The organism is Microbispora sp. CA-102843, assembly GCF_050936215.1.
In the GTDB taxonomy this organism is placed as follows: domain Bacteria; phylum Actinomycetota; class Actinomycetes; order Streptosporangiales; family Streptosporangiaceae; genus Microbispora.
In genome coordinates this window covers 5,395,541-5,411,561 of sequence record NZ_JBNJNF010000001.1, presented here as the reverse complement: position 1 = coordinate 5,411,561, position 16,021 = coordinate 5,395,541, and the positions used below count along the sequence as shown (strand labels likewise).

At 71.0% G+C, this 16,021-nt stretch carries 14 protein-coding genes and 1 pseudogene; 9 read left to right on the top strand and 6 right to left on the bottom strand.

Annotated elements, in window-relative coordinates; translation table 11 throughout:
* The first annotated feature begins 236 nt into the window (after nucleotides 1-236).
* Nucleotides 237-866 carry a TetR/AcrR family transcriptional regulator gene (locus ACQEVJ_RS25130; protein ID WP_433104993.1) on the top strand — a complete coding sequence of 210 codons (630 nt, stop codon included), beginning with the start codon at nucleotides 237-239 and terminating at the stop codon, nucleotides 864-866.
* A 97-nt stretch (nucleotides 867-963) separates the two neighbouring features.
* Nucleotides 964-2,334, top strand: a complete 1,371-nt coding sequence (locus tag ACQEVJ_RS25125) for a hypothetical protein (protein WP_433104991.1) — start codon at nucleotides 964-966, stop codon at nucleotides 2,332-2,334.
* 131 nt (nucleotides 2,335-2,465) lie between these two features.
* On the opposite strand, the gene ACQEVJ_RS25120 is transcribed toward ACQEVJ_RS25125, so the two are convergent.
* Together ACQEVJ_RS25120 and ACQEVJ_RS25115 are read right to left on the bottom strand one after the other, a co-directional pair.
* Nucleotides 2,466-3,002: a nitroreductase/quinone reductase family protein gene (locus ACQEVJ_RS25120; protein WP_433104989.1), complete on the bottom strand. Its 537-nt coding sequence runs from the start codon at nucleotides 3,000-3,002 to the stop codon at nucleotides 2,466-2,468.
* On the bottom strand, nucleotides 2,999-3,448 hold the full coding sequence (locus tag ACQEVJ_RS25115) for a hypothetical protein (protein ID WP_433104987.1): 450 nt from the start codon (nucleotides 3,446-3,448) through the stop codon (nucleotides 2,999-3,001). The genes ACQEVJ_RS25120 and ACQEVJ_RS25115 overlap by 4 nt, the downstream gene beginning before the upstream one ends.
* A gap of 230 nt (nucleotides 3,449-3,678) precedes the next feature.
* Between ACQEVJ_RS25115 and ACQEVJ_RS25110 the strand changes: the two genes are divergently transcribed.
* On the top strand, nucleotides 3,679-4,308 hold the full coding sequence (locus ACQEVJ_RS25110) for a TetR/AcrR family transcriptional regulator (RefSeq protein ID WP_433104985.1): 630 nt from the start codon (nucleotides 3,679-3,681) through the stop codon (nucleotides 4,306-4,308).
* 382 nt (nucleotides 4,309-4,690) lie between these two features.
* On the opposite strand, the gene ACQEVJ_RS25105 is transcribed toward ACQEVJ_RS25110, so the two are convergent.
* Entirely contained in the window at nucleotides 4,691-5,500 is an 810-nt protein-coding gene (locus ACQEVJ_RS25105) for an SDR family NAD(P)-dependent oxidoreductase (protein ID WP_433104983.1), read from the bottom strand.
* Between the two features lie 71 nt (nucleotides 5,501-5,571).
* On the opposite strand from ACQEVJ_RS25105, the gene ACQEVJ_RS25100 reads away from it, so the two are divergent.
* Both ACQEVJ_RS25100 and ACQEVJ_RS25095 read left to right on the top strand, forming a co-directional pair.
* Nucleotides 5,572-6,126 (top strand): TetR/AcrR family transcriptional regulator, encoded by a 555-nt coding sequence (locus tag ACQEVJ_RS25100; protein ID WP_433104981.1) that lies wholly within the window; start codon nucleotides 5,572-5,574, stop codon nucleotides 6,124-6,126.
* 83 nt (nucleotides 6,127-6,209) lie between these two features.
* Nucleotides 6,210-7,091, top strand: a complete 882-nt coding sequence (locus ACQEVJ_RS25095; RefSeq protein ID WP_433104979.1) for a GNAT family N-acetyltransferase — start codon at nucleotides 6,210-6,212, stop codon at nucleotides 7,089-7,091.
* Between the two features lie 230 nt (nucleotides 7,092-7,321).
* Here ACQEVJ_RS25095 and ACQEVJ_RS25090 read toward each other — a convergent pair whose 3' ends face one another.
* Nucleotides 7,322-7,903: a hypothetical protein gene (locus ACQEVJ_RS25090; protein WP_433104977.1), complete on the bottom strand. Its 582-nt coding sequence runs from the start codon at nucleotides 7,901-7,903 to the stop codon at nucleotides 7,322-7,324.
* A 611-nt stretch (nucleotides 7,904-8,514) separates the two neighbouring features.
* Between ACQEVJ_RS25090 and ACQEVJ_RS25085 the strand changes: the two are divergent.
* The 4 genes and pseudogenes from ACQEVJ_RS25085 to ACQEVJ_RS25070 all read left to right on the top strand — a co-directional run bounded on the left by ACQEVJ_RS25085 (nucleotide 8,515) and on the right by ACQEVJ_RS25070 (nucleotide 12,184).
* Nucleotides 8,515-9,355: pseudogene (locus ACQEVJ_RS25085) on the top strand (RNA polymerase sigma-70 factor).
* Entirely contained in the window at nucleotides 9,352-10,287 is a 936-nt protein-coding gene (locus ACQEVJ_RS25080; RefSeq protein ID WP_433104975.1) for a DUF2332 domain-containing protein, read from the top strand. The pseudogene ACQEVJ_RS25085 and the gene ACQEVJ_RS25080 overlap by 4 nt, the downstream one beginning before the upstream one ends.
* Nucleotides 10,288-10,354: 67 nt before the next feature.
* Nucleotides 10,355-11,335: a threonine ammonia-lyase gene (locus ACQEVJ_RS25075; RefSeq protein WP_433104973.1), complete on the top strand. Its 981-nt coding sequence runs from the start codon at nucleotides 10,355-10,357 to the stop codon at nucleotides 11,333-11,335.
* Nucleotides 11,336-11,509: 174 nt separating this feature from the next.
* On the top strand, nucleotides 11,510-12,184 hold the full coding sequence (locus tag ACQEVJ_RS25070) for a maltokinase N-terminal cap-like domain-containing protein (RefSeq protein WP_433104971.1): 675 nt from the start codon (nucleotides 11,510-11,512) through the stop codon (nucleotides 12,182-12,184).
* Nucleotides 12,185-12,336: 152 nt separating this feature from the next.
* On the opposite strand, the gene ACQEVJ_RS25065 is transcribed toward ACQEVJ_RS25070, so the two are convergent.
* Both ACQEVJ_RS25065 and ACQEVJ_RS25060 read right to left on the bottom strand, forming a co-directional pair.
* The gene (locus ACQEVJ_RS25065; RefSeq protein ID WP_433112960.1) at nucleotides 12,337-13,956 is read right to left on the bottom strand and encodes an FAD-dependent monooxygenase; all 1,620 of its coding nucleotides are present in this window, start codon (nucleotides 13,954-13,956) and stop codon (nucleotides 12,337-12,339) included.
* A 15-nt stretch (nucleotides 13,957-13,971) separates the two neighbouring features.
* Complete coding sequence (locus ACQEVJ_RS25060; protein WP_433104969.1) at nucleotides 13,972-16,011, bottom strand: beta-galactosidase; 2,040 nt, start codon at nucleotides 16,009-16,011, stop codon at nucleotides 13,972-13,974.
* Between the last annotated feature and the right edge of the window lie 10 nt (nucleotides 16,012-16,021).

The following is a 16,021-nucleotide window of genomic DNA, read 5'->3' as shown; positions in this document are numbered from 1 at the left end:
GATGGTTGACGAGTCGGCGCTCGGGCACCGGAACACCAAGTGACCCACTCCGGCATCGGCCCCGGCGTCGACGAAGGCGTGGGAATGGGATCGGCTCGACCTGGGGCTCGTCGGCAGCCGGCTCCGGAACTGCCGGGGCCCATCCGTGCCCGCGAATCCACCCCTCCGGCCAAAGGTGGCCTGCGGCTTCCATATTTCTAGTAACTGGAAGATTCCATGTGATGTATGTTCGGATCGTGCAGGAGTCGCGTCGCGAACGCAAGAAGCGGCTGACCAGGCAGCGGATCGTCGCCGCAGCCATGAAGCTGTTCGACGAGCAGGGGTATGAGCAGACCACGGTCGCGCAGATCGCCGTGGCGGCGGACGTCGATCCCAAAACGTTCTTCAACTACTTCCGCAGCAAGGACGAGGTGGTGCTCGCCGACAACGAGCACATCTTCGACCTGCTGCTCGGGACACTCGCGGAACGACGGCCGCAGGAGGGTCCCGGCGAGTTGCTGGCGAGGATGGTCCAGGAGTACGCCGCCCGCCGCCGGCCCGCCGTGCCACGTAAGGAGCCCGAGGAGTTGTCGGCGGCGACCCGCCTGGTGCTGACGACGCCGGCGCTCCAGGCCAAGGGCCTGTACCTGATGATGGATCTTCAGCGGCGGATCGCCGGCGAGCTGATGAAGGCGTTCCCGGGCCGGTTGGATCCGATCACCGCGGCGGCGATGACCGGATCCCTGATCGGCGCCATCCAGCAGGCGAGTCTGGCGAGCGTCGAGCTCGGCCGATCCCAGGACGAGCTGTGGGAGGCCGCGCGGCATGGCCTCGGCATCGCTCTGCACGGCCTGCTCTCGGTGCGGCCGGAGACCGGCGATCCGTGACGCGCTTCCGGCGAGTCATCCGGACGAGTCATCCATCAGGCGCGACTGGCGTCCGCTGATCCGCGCCGGGCCCCTCATGAGGAAGGAACAGCCCACCATGACGGAAAGCGTGGGGCGACTCGCGCACGACGCACGACGCGTCCTGAGGCAGGGTCCTACGGCGATCAGGCAGCGGCAACGCGCCCGTCTGGCCGAGATCGTGGCCTTTGCTCGCGCCCGCTCGCCGTACTTCCGCGACTTGTACCGGGCGCTGCCGGAAGAGGTCGCCGACCCGGCGCTTCTTCCGGTCACCGACAAGAAGACGCTCATGGCCCGCTTCGACGAGTGGGTCACCGACCGGAACGTGACGCTCGAGAAGGCCCAGGCGTTCGTGGCCGACCCGGCTCTCGTGGGTGAGCGGTTCCAGGGGCGCTACCTCGTGGCCACCACCTCCGGCACCAGCGGCCTGCGGGGCATCTTCCTGCAGGACGAGCGGAGCGTGGCCGTGGGCAACTCCGTCGGACGGCGGGCCCGCGCCGGGCTGGGGGCCGGAGACGTCCTCCGCCTCCTGCGCGGCGTCGGCCGTACGGCCATCGTCTCCGCACCCGGCGGCCACTTCGCCACCGTCGCCTCGGCGGCGCGGTTCCGCCGGGACCACCCGCGACTCGGCTGGATGCTGCGAGAGTTCTCGATACACCAGCCGCTCGCGGACCTGGCCGCCGAGCTCAACCGGTACAACCCCAGCTCACTCACCGGCTTCTCCGGGATGCTCGGGCTGCTGGCCGGGGAACAGGAGGCCGGCCGCCTGCGCATCCACCCGGGGATGGTCATCGCGGGCGGTGAGGCACTGACGGCGGACAACCGCGCCCGGATCGCCCGCGCGTTCCACGCCCAGGTCCGCTCCGCCTACGCCGCCACCGAGTGCGGCTTCCTCGCGTACGGCTGCGCGCACAACTGGCTCCACGTCAACAGCGACTGGGCCGTGCTGGAGCCGGTCGACGCCGGCTACCGGCCCGTCCCGCCAGGTCAGCCGTCGCACACGGTCCTGCTGACCAACCTCGCCAACCAGGTCCAGCCGATCCTGCGCTACGACCTGGGCGACAACGTCCTGCTGCGTCCCGACCCCTGCCCGTGCGGCAGCCCCCTGCCCGCCGTCCAGGTGCAGGGTCGCGCGGCCGAAATGCTCGTCTTCCCCAGCCGCGGCGAGCACGTCGGCATCTCCCCGATGCTCTTCGGCACCCTGCTGGACCGTCTTCCCGGCATCGAGCAGTTCCAGCTCGTCCAGACCGCGTCCACCACACTGCGCGTACGCCTGAAGCTCGCGTACGGCGCCGACCCCGAGCGCGTGTGGCAGACGGTGCGCGACGAGATCGGCCGGCTGCTGACCGAGCACAAGGCCGGCCACATCACGCTCGAACGCGCCGAGGAGCCACCCGAGCAGTCGCCCGGCGGCAAATTCCGCAGGGTCGTTCCCCTGCAAAGACCCTGAACGAGACGACACGGTCCGCATGCGGCCGTACCCCCGGCGACGGCCATGGAATGGCGTCGCCGGAGGAGGCGGAACCTGGCCGAGATGGTTCTGCCGCACTTCACTGAGGATGCCAGTCCGGCCTAAAGCTCTCACGTGTGGACGTGAACGGGGCGCTCGTGGATGCGGAAGACGGGGTGCCGAGGCGCGATCCGGTGAAAGTCCGACAACGGCGCCGTCGGTCCCAGTCCCAGGTGAGGGCGCGCACCAGATGCGCCGGCAAGGTAGCGGCGCAGGATCTCGGCGCGATGCTCGGACGGGATCTCCTCGAGCAGGATCTGACACTCGCGCCCCTGACGGCGGAGCGTGGCCTTGCCGCCAGCGGCCTGGACGTTGAGCACCCAGCTCGCGTCCGGCCCGAGCATCGAGACGAGGAAGTCGGCGCCGCGGTAGTGGGTGACCGCGACCGGAACCGACGTGATGTTCCCGCTGCGGCGCCCCACCACCTTCAAGACTGCGGCATGGCGCGGTGACAGCCACCGAGCCCCATACACCAGGACATCAAGCCGGTTCATGAGCCGCATGAGCGCGTTCGGCCGCCCTCCTCGATACATCGCCCGCTTGAGTGCCGCGGCTCCGCGTGCCACAGCACGGCCGACGCTCCGCGCCACCGTGGGGCCTTTGGTCATCCCGCCCTTCTCCACAGCGCGACCGTGGCGAGACCGGGAACACACGGAAGGATCAGCAGCCAGCCCAGCAGCGGCGCCAGACCGACATCACCCGAGGTGTCCTGGACGGTCAATGCGGCGATCGCGATGCAGAGCGCGATCGAGAGCAGCCCGATCGCCAGCCAGGAAGTCCAGCGCTTGCCGGCGCGGGCCGCCCAGATCGTGCCAACCCAGCCGAGGAGTCCCAGCACCCCGACCGTGGACAGGATGACCAGATACGCGGTGACAGCGGTGTCGATCGCACCTGGCTCGTAGGCCGGATAGCTCGCCTTGATGTGGTCCGCCAAGACGGTCGTGGTGGCTCGGTCGACGAACGGAAAGAGGGCGGCGATCGCGGTGAGTCCTGCCCCGATGTACATCATCGGCAGCGCGGTCCGGTTGTGCGATCTCTGCTGCAGCCTCGTCATGGCATGGGTCCTTCCTGGTGAGTTCGGGCCGGTGGCAGGCGGGAGGCGTCAGCGCGTCATCGGGCCCGCGTGCGTGCGTGCACGGCTGCGATCAAGGTCGTCCGTTTGCCGTACTCGAACGAGACAGTCACTGTCTTCAGCAAGTGACTCTAGGGGTGTCTCGTTCGGACAGTCAATGTCTCTATGGCAGTCGCGGGCTTGAGAAAGTGGCTTTCTGATACGGTGAGCGCATGAGCGGGCTTCGTGAGCGCTGGCGACTCAAGGCCATGCGCGCCATCCAGGAACGCGCCCTCGACTTGTTCGACGAGAGAGGGTTCGGCGCCGTCACGATCGAGGAGATCGCGGCGGCGGCCGAGGTCTCGCCGTCGTCGGTGTACCGCATCTTCGGTACGAAGGAAGGGATCGTCGTCGCCGACGTCGAGTTCGACAACATGAGCCCGGAGGCGCTCGAGAGCATCCTGGACCCCGCTGATCCCATTGGGAGCCTGCTCGGAGCCGTCCGCGCCTACGAATCCCCGCCAGAAGGCACATCCGGTTCCCGCAACGAGGGCGAAGGACCTCAGGCCGACAGGAGCCCGTGGCGCAGGGTCCGTTACTTCTTCGCCGAACCATCGGTGCGCATGGCCGTCTGCGCCACGCTCGACCGCGCCGGCCAGCGGATCGCACCGCTGATCGCGGCGAGCGGAGAGGTGAGTGAAACGCAGGCTCGCGTGATCGCGAACGCCCTCGCCTTCGGCTACTTCGCCGCACTCGAGCAGTGGTACCTCGACGGCGGCAACCGCCCTATCGCCGACTACGTCGAGGAAGGCATGCGACCACTACGCGGCATCTGGAGCGCACCACACCCGTCCTCTCAGTGATCGTCTCTGCCGGTGCGCGAGCTGCGCCCGGCGCCACCCCGACTGTCGGAGGCGGTCGCCCGCTCGCGGCGTGACTCGTCACAGTTCTGCCACTCGGTGACCCCATCCGGGCCGACGCACCCGCAGTCACCTCCGGAAGGGAACCGACACCCACCGGGGACCTTCCGGCATGACCTTGCAAGCGGGTGGGGGAGCGAGGCGCCGTGGGCGAGGCGCGGTCGCGGTCGGGGCGCTGCGGCGGCGGAGCGGCTGTTCCCGCCGTGCGTTTCGACGGGCAAGGGGCCGCGACGCGGGTCTGCCGGCAGTTGGGGCCGGGCACCACGGGCGCGCCGGCCCGCCACGGTGGGTATGCCAAGCGTCTCGTGTCGGGTCCGCCGGGGCGTCAGCGCGCCAGGCCGGGCGTGAGCTCGTCGGCCACCGGCCGGGTGACCTTCCGGCCGATCAGCGCCATGAGCTTGCGCGGCCGGCGCGGCATGAGGTGAGCCATCATCAGCGTGCCCCGGCCCGGTGCCACGTAGCCGCGGTCACGGTCGAATGCCCGCAGGGCCGAGGTGACGACCTGGTCAGGTGTGGTCATCTTGGCCCCGATGGCGGCCTTCCTGGTGCCGATCCGGTCGAAGAACGCCGTCTCGACCGGCCCGGGCGTGACGGCGAGCACCTTCACGCCGCTGCCGCGCAGTTCGCTCCACAGCGCGAGGCTGAAGTTGAGCACGAAGGTCTTGGACGAGCCGTAGGTGGCGAAATACGGGGTGATGTTGAAGCCGGCCGTGGATCCCACGTTGATCACCCCGCCGGCGCCCCGCCCGAGCATCCCGGGCACGAACGCGTGGGTCAGTCCCACCAGCGCGACGACGTTGACCATGAGCTCCTGGTGCTCGCGTTCGGGGGCGATCTGGGCGAAGTGGCCGGCCGTGCCGAAGCCCGCGTTGTTGACGAGCAGATCCACGGTGAGTTCGCGGGCGGCGACCTCCTCGGCGACCCGCGTGGCCGCGTCGGGGGCGGACAGGTCCTGGACGAGCACCTCGGCCCGCACGCCATGGTCGCGGCGCACCTCGGCCGCGAGCGCTTCAAGCGCCGGCGCGGACCTGGCGACCAGGACGACGTCGTGGCCGCGGGCGGCGAGCCGGCGCGCGAACTCGGCGCCGATGCCGGAGGAAGCTCCGGTGACGAGGGCGGTTCCCTGAGAAGTCATGAGAGGAAAGGTAGCAGATCCTCATATATCTGCAACAAATAGTCTCAGCTATTGCCGGTACTGTCTCCTGTGTGGGACACAACAGGCCGCTGAGGGCGGACGCCGAACGCAGCATGCGAGCGATCATGGCGGCGGCGGAAGAGGTGCTGAGCGGTAACCCGCTGGCCACGATGGAGCAGGTCGCCGAGGCGGCGGGCGTGGCCAGGGCCACCGTGCACCGCAGGTTCGCCAGCCGCGAGGCGTTGATCGAGGCCATGGAGGTGGCCGCGTGGCGGGAAATCCAGGAGGCGGTGCTCGCCGCCCGCCCGCACACCGCTCCTGCATTGGTGGCGCTGCACCAGGCCACCGCCAACATCGTGCAGATCAAGCTCGGCTGGCGCTTCACCCTGGCCCGCGAGCTGCCGCTCAGCCAAGAGGCCCAGGCTGTGCAGGCCGAGGTGATGAAGGTGTGCGAGGCCGTCTTCGACAAGCTGCTGGGCCCCGACGCCGACATCGTGTGGGCCAGGCAGGTCTATCTTGCGCTGCTGGGGGAGGCCGCGCGCGCCGCGCTCCCGGACTCCGATCCCGACGCGCTGGCCACGAAGGTGATCGACACCGTCATGCACGGCGTCTCAGGGCGCACCTGACGGTTCTGGCGGTTATCGACCACCGCCGCAGGCCGAGATGCCGGGGGCGCTAACGTCGGAGGGCCGTCAAGGGAAAGGTGCCCATGAAGCCCGCAGACCCATCCTCCCCGCCTGTCCGCCGCCTCGGCCTCGGCGACGTGCCCCACTGCCTCGACCTGGCGCAGGACCGCTCCTGGCCAAGGGAGGAGCGCAAGTGGCGGCTCCTGCTGGAGAACGGCGAGGGTTTCGGCATCGACGCCCCGGACGGCGGCGGCCTGGCGGGGACCGTCGTCCTCACCCGGTACGGCAGGACGGCGGCCGCGGTCGGCATGATGCTCGTGGCCTCCCGCTACAACGGGCAGGGGCTGGGACGCCGTCTCATGAACCATGTCCTGGCGGAGGTTGGCGACGCGACCCTGTTCCTGTGCGCGACGGAATACGGCCGGCCCCTCTACGAGAAGCTGGGCTTCGAGACGGTCGGCGTGGTCGAGGCCTGGGTCGGCCGCTTCGACGCCGGCGACGGCCCGCACGGCGGGTCGAGTCCCCAGCGGAAGCACTCACGGCTCGCCGAGCCCGGGCGGGACCTGGCCGCGCTGTGCGCCCTCGACATCGAGGTCTTCGGGGCCGATCGGTCGCGCCTGCTGGCCCGTCTGTTCGCCTTCGCCGAGCAGGTCCGGGTCGTCGAGCGGGACGGCGAGATCACCGGCTACGGGGCGGCCTGGCGGAGCGGCGACAAACTGTTCGTCGGGCCGGTCGTCGCGGAGGACGACGAGACCGCCCGCGCCCTCGTCACGGACCTGGCCGGGGGCGCGGACGTACGGATCAGGATTGACCTTCACCACCACCACCACCAGGAGTTGACCTCGTGGATCGCCGGGCGCGGCGTGGCGCAGGCCTCCACGACGTCGTTCATGGTCCACGGTGGGCGGGCGCTCCCCGGCGACCGGTCTCGTCTCGTCGCGTCGTTCATGTCGGCGCTCGGCTGAGCACCGAGAGGCCGCCGTCCAAGCAGCGGGTGCAGCGGATCGCCGGCTCGGCGCCGGACCAGTCGGAGAAGGCGCTGACGTTGCGCGTCTCCTCACGGATCGCCGACGGCGGCTGCCGTCGGCCAGGGCGGCGATGCGCTGCCCGGCGGTGGGGGAGGCGGTGCCGGCTCGGGTGTACCGGTCGCGGCCGGTGATGCCGATGGCGGCGGCATCACCGGCGTACGACCGTGTCAGGGTTGGGCGTCGAGCCACTGCTGGAAGGTGGGGCCGGCGAGCTTGGCGTGAGCGCTGGGCAGGAACCCGCCGCTGGCGGCGATCTCGGCATCGGGCATGCCGGAGCCGTCGACGCCGACGACCTTGATGCCTCGGCGGGCGCCGAGAAGTCCGGCCGCCTCGGCCATGATCTCCTTGCGGGGCCCGGCGATTTCGGGGATCGGCGTTCCGGGAGCGGGCTGGGCGGGCGCGCCGGGGTCGGTGGCCAGGTCGACCACTTCCTCGGCCACGGTGCGGCAGGCCACGAGCTGGGCGGGCAAGGCCGGGATGTAGGCGACGTCGCCCTGCTGCCAGTCCAGGAGCTGACCGACGAATTCGTGGAACTGCGCGGCCCGCAGAATGCGAGCGGGCAGCGGGCCGGACAGGTTGGCCTCCTCGTGCACCTGCTGGGCGGCGATGAAACCGGCGGTGGCCTTGTCTGAGCCGATGATGGATACGGCGACGATCTGGCCGGCTCCTGCCTTCTGGCCGAACTCGTGCAGATTGCGGTCGCGGTGCGGAAGAACTCCGTGGCTGACTCCTGGTCGGAGGCGTGCCACGACGCGACGTCGACGACGACATCGACCCCGGTGAGGGCCTCGACCAGGCCCTCACCGGTGATGATGTCCACGCCGGTGGCTCGGGACATCGGCACGACCTGGTGTCCTCGTTCGGCGAGGACCTCGACGACGTGGAGTCCCAGCCGGCCGGTTGCTCCTGCCACTGCGAACTTTTCGGCGCTCATGTTCCATGCCTTTCTTGGGCTGGGGGTTGGGTATCGCGACCGCAGGCCCTTCCGCTTGGTCGTCGGGTGGGTCGTCGTGGGTGTGGACATGGTGAGGTCTTCCCTTCTCAAGATCAACTCGTGGTGTCGCGTGTCGTACGGATCGTTCGCGCGGCGTCCCTGGACGAACACCAGACGCCGGCGACCCGGCCCCTGTGACAGCCGCGGTCCTGTGACATGGGCCACCGATCCTGGGCTGTCACAAAGCGGTGGGGACCGGCGTCTACTGCGTGTGGCAGGACCCGGAGAGAACAGGCAGGAGCCAGGCATGAGCCAGCGCAGCGAACGACGGACGCGGCCGAGCCGCTCGACCGTGCCGACCGCGTGAACTCGGCCACCGAGGCGTTCGTCGCCCACCGCAACCTGCTGTTCACCGTCGCCTACGAGATGCTCGGCTCGGCCGCCGACGCCGAGGACGTCCTGCAGGAGGCCTGGCTGCGCTGGGTGGACGTCGATCTGGCCACCGTGCGGGAGCAGCGTGCGTACCTGATTCGGATCGTCACCCGGCAGGCGCTGGACCGGTTGCGTACGCTCGGCCGGCGCAGGAAGTCCTACGTCGGGCCGTGGTTGCCCGAGCCGTTGCTGACCGCGCCGGATGTGGCCGAGGACGTCGAGCTGGCCGACAGCGTCTCGATGGCGATGCTGCTGGTGCTGGAGACGCTTGCTGCCGACCGAGCGGGCCGTGTTCGTGCTGCGCGAGGTGTTCGACCTCGACTACGACGAGATCGCCGAGGCCGTCGGCAAGAGCCAGTCCGCGGTCCGCCAGATCGCCCACCGCGCACGGGCCCACGTCGCCGCCCGCCGGCCCCGCGGCATCGCCTCCCCGGCCGAGACCCGAGCCGCACTCGGGGCCTTTCAACGAGCGGTCGAAACCGGCGACCTGCAGAGCCTGCTCGACATCCTCGCACCCGACGTCGTCGCCCTGAGCGACGGCGGTGGAATCAAACACGCCCTGCTTCGGCCGATCGTGGGGGTCGGCGCTGTGGCTCGCCTGCTGGCCGTCGGCTGGTGGAAGCGCGACGCCGAAAGGTCGGTCGAGCTGGTACAGATCAATGGCGCCCCGGGGCTGCTCGTCCGAGTCAACGGGGAGATCGACGGCGTGGTGGCGGTGCGGCTCGAGAACGGCTACGTCACCGGCGCGTATCACGTGCGCAATCCCGAGAAGCTGTCGCGGGTGGAGCGGGAGACCGCCGTGAGCCGACGATGCGGCGCGACCATGGGGGTATGACGACTGCCGAGAAGTACGCCGAGTTCGCCGCGCGAGAGGCGCACGAAGTGTCGCCGACATACGAGCGTCTGGCCCGCGCGGTCTCCCGCGACGAGGAGGTGCTCGCACTGCTCGGCACGCTCCCGCCCGTCAAGCGGCAGCCGAACCTGCTGTTCGGCGTCGTACGGTTCCTCGGCGGCCCGGTCGAGGATCCGGCCGCGTTCCACGACTACACGGTGGGGAACTGGTCGGCGATCGAGGCGGAGATGCGCACCAGGGCCACGCAGACGAACGAGGCCGGTCGGTGCGCCGTACTGCTTCCAGTGCTCGCCGCGCTGCCGCAGCCGCTCGCGCTGCTGGAGGTCGGCGCGGCCGCCGGGCTGTGCCTCTACCCCGACAGATACGCCTACTGCTACGGCGACCACAGGATCGGCTCCGGCGAACCGGTCCTTGAGTGCGAGGCGACCGGAGTGGCGCCGCCGGCCTCCGTACCCGATGTGGTGTGGCGGGCGGGCCTGGATCTGAGCCCGCTCGACGTGACGGATTCCGCGGACGTCGCGTGGCTCGCCGCCCTCATCTGGCCGGAGCACGAGCACCGCCGTGCCCGGCTTCGGGCTGCGGCGGCCATCGCCGCGGCCGAGCCGCCGCTGCTCATGCGCGGTGACCTGGTGGACGACTTGCCGGCGCTGGCCGCGCAGGCGCCGACCGGCGCGACGCTGGTGGTGTTCCACACCTCCGTGCTGTACCAGGTCCCGAAGCCGCGGCGGGAGGCGTTCGCCGAGGTGGTACGCGGGCTGCCCGGGCACTGGATCGCGAACGAAGCCCCAGACGTGCTGCCGTACGACGCACTGCCGGACCCGCCCGGCGCGGCGCTGCACAATGTGCTCGTGCTGGACGGCACGCCGCTCGCCTGGACTCGGTCGCACGGGCAGGCGATCATCTGGTTCGCGTAAGGCTGCGGCCACCACGGTGGCAGGTCGGACAGATCGCACAGCGCCGACGGCGCTATGCTGCTGTGCCGTGCAGGAGACGCGCCTCGACACTGTTCGCATCCGGGCGGCTCGCCGGATGATCGACCCGATTTTTCTCGACACTCCGCTGTACCGCTGCGAGGCGCTGGAGCCCGACCTCGGGTGCACGGTGAGCATCAAGCTCGAAACGGCGAACCCGGTCCGCAGTTTCAAGGCACGTGGCACCGAGGTGGTCGCGAGCCTGCTCGCCGGCAACGGCTCGGGAGCCGTGGTGTGCGCCAGCGCGGGCAACCTTGGCCAGGCCCTCGCCTGGTCCGGTCGCGGCCGGGGGCTCGACGTCACCGTCGTGGCATCCCGCTTCGCGCCTGCTGCCAAGCTTGATCGCATCCGCGCATTGGGCGCCAGGCTGGAGCTGGTGGACGGCGACTTCGACATGGCTCGCGAGCGGGCGGCGGCTATCGCGCGCTACGACGGCATCCGGCTGGTCGAAGACAGCCTGGACATCGAGACCTGCGAGGGCGCGGCGACCATCGGCCTGGAACTGGTGGACAGCGTGCCGTCGTTCGACGCGGTCCTGATCGCCCTCGGCGGTGGGGCGCTGGCCACCGGTGTGGGGCATGTGGTGAAGGCCGTGGCGCCCGAAGTCGAGGTGATCTGCGTCCAGCCGCTGGGCGCGCCGGCGATGACACACTCGTGGCGCCAACGGCGCGTCGTCACCACCGACACGACCGACACCATCGCCGACGGCGTCGCCGGCCGGTGTCCCATCCCGGCCGTGCTGGACGACCTCCTCCTGGTCGCCGACGACGCCGTCCTGGTCCAGGAGGCGTCGATCATCGCCGGTATGCGGATGCTCCTCCACCACGCCGGCCTCGTCGTCGAACCGTCGGCCGCGCTCGGCGTCGCGGCGATCCTCGAAGACCGCGACCGCTTCGCCGGCCGGCACGTCGTCACCATCGTGTGCGGCAGCAACGTCGACGTGGACGCCTATCACCGCTGGGTCGGTGCGGCTCCCATCCACAGGTCCTGACAATCGCCCGTGCACGCAGCTCCTCCCTGCTGATCTTCCGTCGCCGTCGTCCCACCCGTCGGCTGAGCGCGGCCCCCGATCATCGCCGCCGCAGGACGTGTGAGACGATGATCGGCCCCGGACGGTGGCGCCGGGATGCACGGTGACGGGACACCGACGGAGGGGCTTCGCGGTATGGCTGTCATTCATCGCACCACCTTGACGCCCAGCAAAATGGAGCTGCTCACGTCGTGGCTTCCTGCCCAAGCCTGGTACGAAGGCGGGGGGCGGCCGGAGCTGACCAAGGCCGGAGGCTTCCGGCTCGACGACCCGCAGGGCGAGGTCGGGATCGAGTTCATGGTGGTCACCGACGTGTCCGGCGAACGGCCGGTCTCCTATCATGTGCCGCTCACCTACCGAGGGGCGCCGCTGGAGGGAGCCGATCACGCTCTCGTCGGGACGGGGGAGCACGGCGTCCTTGGACGGCGGTGGATCTATGACGGGACCCACGATCCGGTCCTCGCCGCGCAACTCCACGCCCTGTTCCAGGGTGACGCCGAGCCGCAGGCCCAGAGCGTGAGCAACACCCCCGACCCCTCGGTCGCCAGGAGCTTCACGGGAGCCGCCGCGCCGAACCCGGTCCGGTTGACGGCCGTGGCCGACGCGCCGCACGCCACCGACATCGTCGTGGACGCCGCCACAGCCGACGGCGGCCGGGACGGACGGCTGACCATGCGGGTGGCCCGAGTCCTGCGGCCAGGCGACGGGGACGTCGCGGGGACCCGGGGGCACGTCACGGCCGGTTGGCGGCTGCCGGACGGGGCCGAGGTCCGCGGCGTGTTCGCCGTCATCGCGGACGCGCCCCGCTGATCGTGACTCGCGAAGAGCCGTCCGACCGCCGGGTGAGCTCTTGCGCGCGGGCGTCGTCGCCGTCGCGGTGATCGACCGCCTCGTCCTCGCCCCAGGAGACGCCCCAGGAGACGCCCCAGGAGACGCCTCAGGAGACGCCGCGGGGGAGGCGGTCAGGAACCCGGCGTCCTGACGCACGTCGTGGCGGCGAGAGCCGTGGCCGCCGCGGACCGCAGCGCCGCGTCGTCGTCCTCCTCCGAGGCCCAGGCGACGTGCCCGTCGGGACGGATCAGCGCGGCTCGGACCCGCCGCCATCCGGCCCGGGACTCGGCCGGCCCGTCCACACGTACGGTCAGTCCCGGGGGCATGGGCAGCGCCGGGGACGCGGTCGCCCGGCCGGGGAGGGCGCGGCCCGCTCCCGTGAGGTCGAGCAGCACGTAGTGCCCGGGGGCTAGCAGCGCGAACAGCCCCGGCCCGTCTGACATCCGCAGGTCCGGGGCCCGTGTCCCCACGAGCGGGTGATCATCGGCGTCCCGTCCGTACGACACGCCGATGCCGGAGACCTGCTCCGCCAGGAAGCGGGAGAACTCCGGCACCCGCGCGATGGCGTCGTCCAGGACCGACCGCAGGGCGAGAGTCTCGGGCGTGAACGACGTCATGAGCGAGGTCTGCCCCCGGGTCAGGCGCAGTGTGGCGGCGCCGACCGCGTGTCTTTCCGCGTGGTAGCTGTCCAGCAGCCCGTCGGGTGCCCATCCCCGCACCGTGGCGGCCAGCTTCCAGCCGAGGTTCCACGCGTCCTGCACGCCGAGGTTCAGGCCCATGCCCCCGGCGGGGAACAGGCGGTGCGCGGCGTCTCCGGCCAGGAGGACGCGGCCGCTGCGATACCGGTCGGCCAGGCACGAGGTGGATCCCGTGCCGGACGCCCAGACCGGGTCGCGCAGGCCGAAGTCGGTGCCGGCGACGGCCACGAGCCAGGCGCGCAGGTCCTTCTCCGTCGGGTGGCCCCCGAACGCGACCCGAGCGACGCCGGCCACCCGGTGGAGACCGGGTCCGATGGGCACGACCAGCACCTGACCGGCCTCGCCGGTCCTCTGGAAGTACGGCACAGCCGGAGGCTCGTCGAGCGTCACGTCGGCGACCCAGGCGTACGCGGTGGAGTCGGTGCCCGGGAAGCCGATCCCGGCGGCCGAGCGGACCGGGCTGCCCACCCCGTCACAGCCGACGAGGAAGCCCGTCTCCACGGTGCAGGGCCCTCCGGGGCCCTCGGCGCGCACCACGACCCGGTCCGCCTCCTGGGTCAGTGCGGTGAATGCGTGCCCGCGCCGGATGTCCACCCCCAGGTCGCGGGCGTAGCCCTCGGTCAGCTCCTCGACCTTCGGCTGCGCGAGCAGGAGGACGTACGGGAAGGGGGTGTCGAGCGTCCCGTAGTCCATCCGATGGTCGAGGAGACCGAAATGCGAGTCGGGCACCCGCGTGCCCTGTGCGACGAACGACTCGCCGACGCCGCGCGACGCCCACAACTCCATGGTGCGGGGGTGGATCGTGAAGCCCTTGGAGTGCGGGTCGCGTTCCGCCCGCCTCTCCAGGACCGTGACCTCGACCCCCGCGAGACGTAACTCCGCCGCGAGCCACAGCCCGGTGGGGCCGCCTCCGACGATGACGACTTCTCCCATGTGCCTCTCCCGAGAACGATCCGCCGACCGTGGTCTTCGGTGCGAGGACGGTGGACCGCGCGTGCAGCGCCCGCCCCTCGTCGCGTCGTCATCCTCTCCCGGCCGAGGGGACGGCGCCAGCCGGCGAGGCCCCCGCTATCGGTGGGGGCGCCGCAGGACGCGGACCTGCCGGGGAGCCAGGGTGGTGTCCGGGGCCAGGGCGGGGCCGTGCAGGGGGTCGCCGGGGATCCCGGACAGGTCGACGTGCCGGTCCGTACGGTTGATCAGGAACCAGTAGTCGTCCGTTCCGTCGGTGCGTACGGCGACGTCGACCAGGCCGCGGGCTTCGAGGGGCAGCTCCGAGGAGAGCTCGGCGACGTCCAGCAGGTGGGGAAGGACGACCCCGAGACCGTCCGGGCCGAGGCGGGTGGAGACGTACGACGCCGATCCCGCTCCCGTACGGCGCGTGGTGACGGCGGGACGGCCCGCGTGGTCGCCGGACTTGTACGTCGCCAGCACCTCGGTCGCCGGGTCGGCGAGGTCGATCCGGTCGGTCCACAGGGTGCCGGACACGCCGAGGTCGAGGTCGACGGCGTCGCCGTCCAGCAGGGGGCCGAACTCCTCGATGCGGATGCCGAGCAGGTCGCGCAGGGCCCCGGGGTAGCCGCCGAGCCAGACGTGGTCGTTCTCGTCGACGATGCCGGAGAAGTAGGTGGCGACGAGGTGCCCGCCGGAGGCGACGTAGTCCTCCAGCCTGCGGGCGAGTGTGCCGGGCACGACGTGCAGGATCGGCGCCACGAGCAGCCGGTAGCCGGTGAGGTCGTCGCCCACGTCGATCACGTCCACCCGGACGCCCGCGTCGAGGAGCGCGGTGTACCAGTCGAGGGCCTCCTGGCGGTAGCGCAGCAGGGAGGTGGGGTGGGAGTCGAGCTCGCTGGTCCACCAGGAGTCCCAGTCGAACACGATCGCCACCGGGGCGCGCAGCCGCCGGGTGCCCGCGACCGGCGCGAGGGCGGCCAGTGTGGCGCCCAGGTCGGCGACCGACCGGAACACGTCGCTGTCGGTGCCCGCGTGGGGGACCATCGACGAGTGGTACTTCTCGGCTCCGCCCGCCGACTGCCGCCACTGGAAGAAGCAGACCGCGTCGGCGCCGTAGGCGACGTGGGTGAGGGAGTCGTGGGCCAGGCCGCCGGGCTTCTTGGCGAGGTTGACCGGCTGCCAGTTGACCGCGCTGGTGGAGTGCTCCATCAGATACCACGGCCGGCCGCCGGCGAGCGAGCCGGTGAGGTTCGCCGAGAAGGACAGCTCGTCCTGGGCCTGGGGACCGGTCAGCAGGTAGTGGTCGTTGGAGACGAAGTCGACCTCGCCGGCCCAGTCGGCGTAGTCCATGCCCTTGGTCTCGCCCATGACCATGAAGTTCGTGGTCACGGGGATGTCCGGTGTCAGCCCGCGCAGGACGTCCCGTTCCGCGCGCAGGTAGTCCTTCAGCGCGTCGGAGGAGAACCGCTTGAAGTCCAGTTGCTGGGTCGGGTTGGGGTAGGAGGCGGCCAGGCGCGGCGGCAGGATCTGCGACCAGTCGCTGTAGCGCTGGGACCAGAACGAGGTCGCCCAGGCGCGGTTCAGCTCGTCCAGCGTGCCGTATCGTGCGCGCAGCCACTCACGGAAGGCGGCCGCGGCGTCGTCGGAGAAGTCGTAGACGTTGTGGCAGCCGAGTTCGTTGTTGACGTGCCAGGCGGCGAGGGCGGGGTGGCCGCCGTACCGCTCGGCGAGGGCCCGGGTCAGCCGCAGCGCGTGCTCGCGGAAGACGGGCGAGGTCGGCCGCCAGTGCTGCCGAGCCCCCGGCCACACCGTGTGGCCGTGCTGGTCCACGGGGAGGATCTCCGGGTGCTCCGCGGTCAGCCACGGCGGCGGCGAGGCCGTCGCCGTGGCCAGATCGACCGCGATGCCGTGGGTGTGCAGCAGGTCCATCGCCTCGTCGAGCCAGTCGAAGTCCCAGACGTCCTCGCTCGGCTGGATCCGCGCCCACGAGAAGATCGCCAAGGAGACGATGTTCACCCCGGCCGCCCGCATCTCGCGCATGTCCTCGTCCCAGACCTCCCGGGGCCACTGCTCGGGGTTGTAGTCGGCCCCGAACCCCAGGCGGGCCCGTCCGGGGTCGGACGGCCAGCGCACCCAACGGTGTCGGTCAGCGTTCACAACGACTCCT

Coding starts and splice junctions, on each gene's coding strand:
- ACQEVJ_RS25120 (WP_433104989.1), bottom strand. CDS start 3,002: ATGACCAAAGGCCCCACGGTGGCGCGGAGCGTCGGCCGTGCTGTGGCA.
- ACQEVJ_RS25115 (WP_433104987.1), bottom strand. CDS start 3,448: ATGACGAGGCTGCAGCAGAGATCGCACAACCGGACCGCGCTGCCGATG.
- ACQEVJ_RS25110 (WP_433104985.1), top strand. CDS start 3,679: ATGAGCGGGCTTCGTGAGCGCTGGCGACTCAAGGCCATGCGCGCCATC.
- ACQEVJ_RS25105 (WP_433104983.1), bottom strand. CDS start 5,500: ATGACTTCTCAGGGAACCGCCCTCGTCACCGGAGCTTCCTCCGGCATC.
- ACQEVJ_RS25095 (WP_433104979.1), top strand. CDS start 6,210: ATGAAGCCCGCAGACCCATCCTCCCCGCCTGTCCGCCGCCTCGGCCTC.
- ACQEVJ_RS25125 (WP_433104991.1), top strand. CDS start 964: ATGACGGAAAGCGTGGGGCGACTCGCGCACGACGCACGACGCGTCCTG.
- ACQEVJ_RS25080 (WP_433104975.1), top strand. CDS start 9,352: ATGACGACTGCCGAGAAGTACGCCGAGTTCGCCGCGCGAGAGGCGCAC.
- ACQEVJ_RS25070 (WP_433104971.1), top strand. CDS start 11,510: ATGGCTGTCATTCATCGCACCACCTTGACGCCCAGCAAAATGGAGCTG.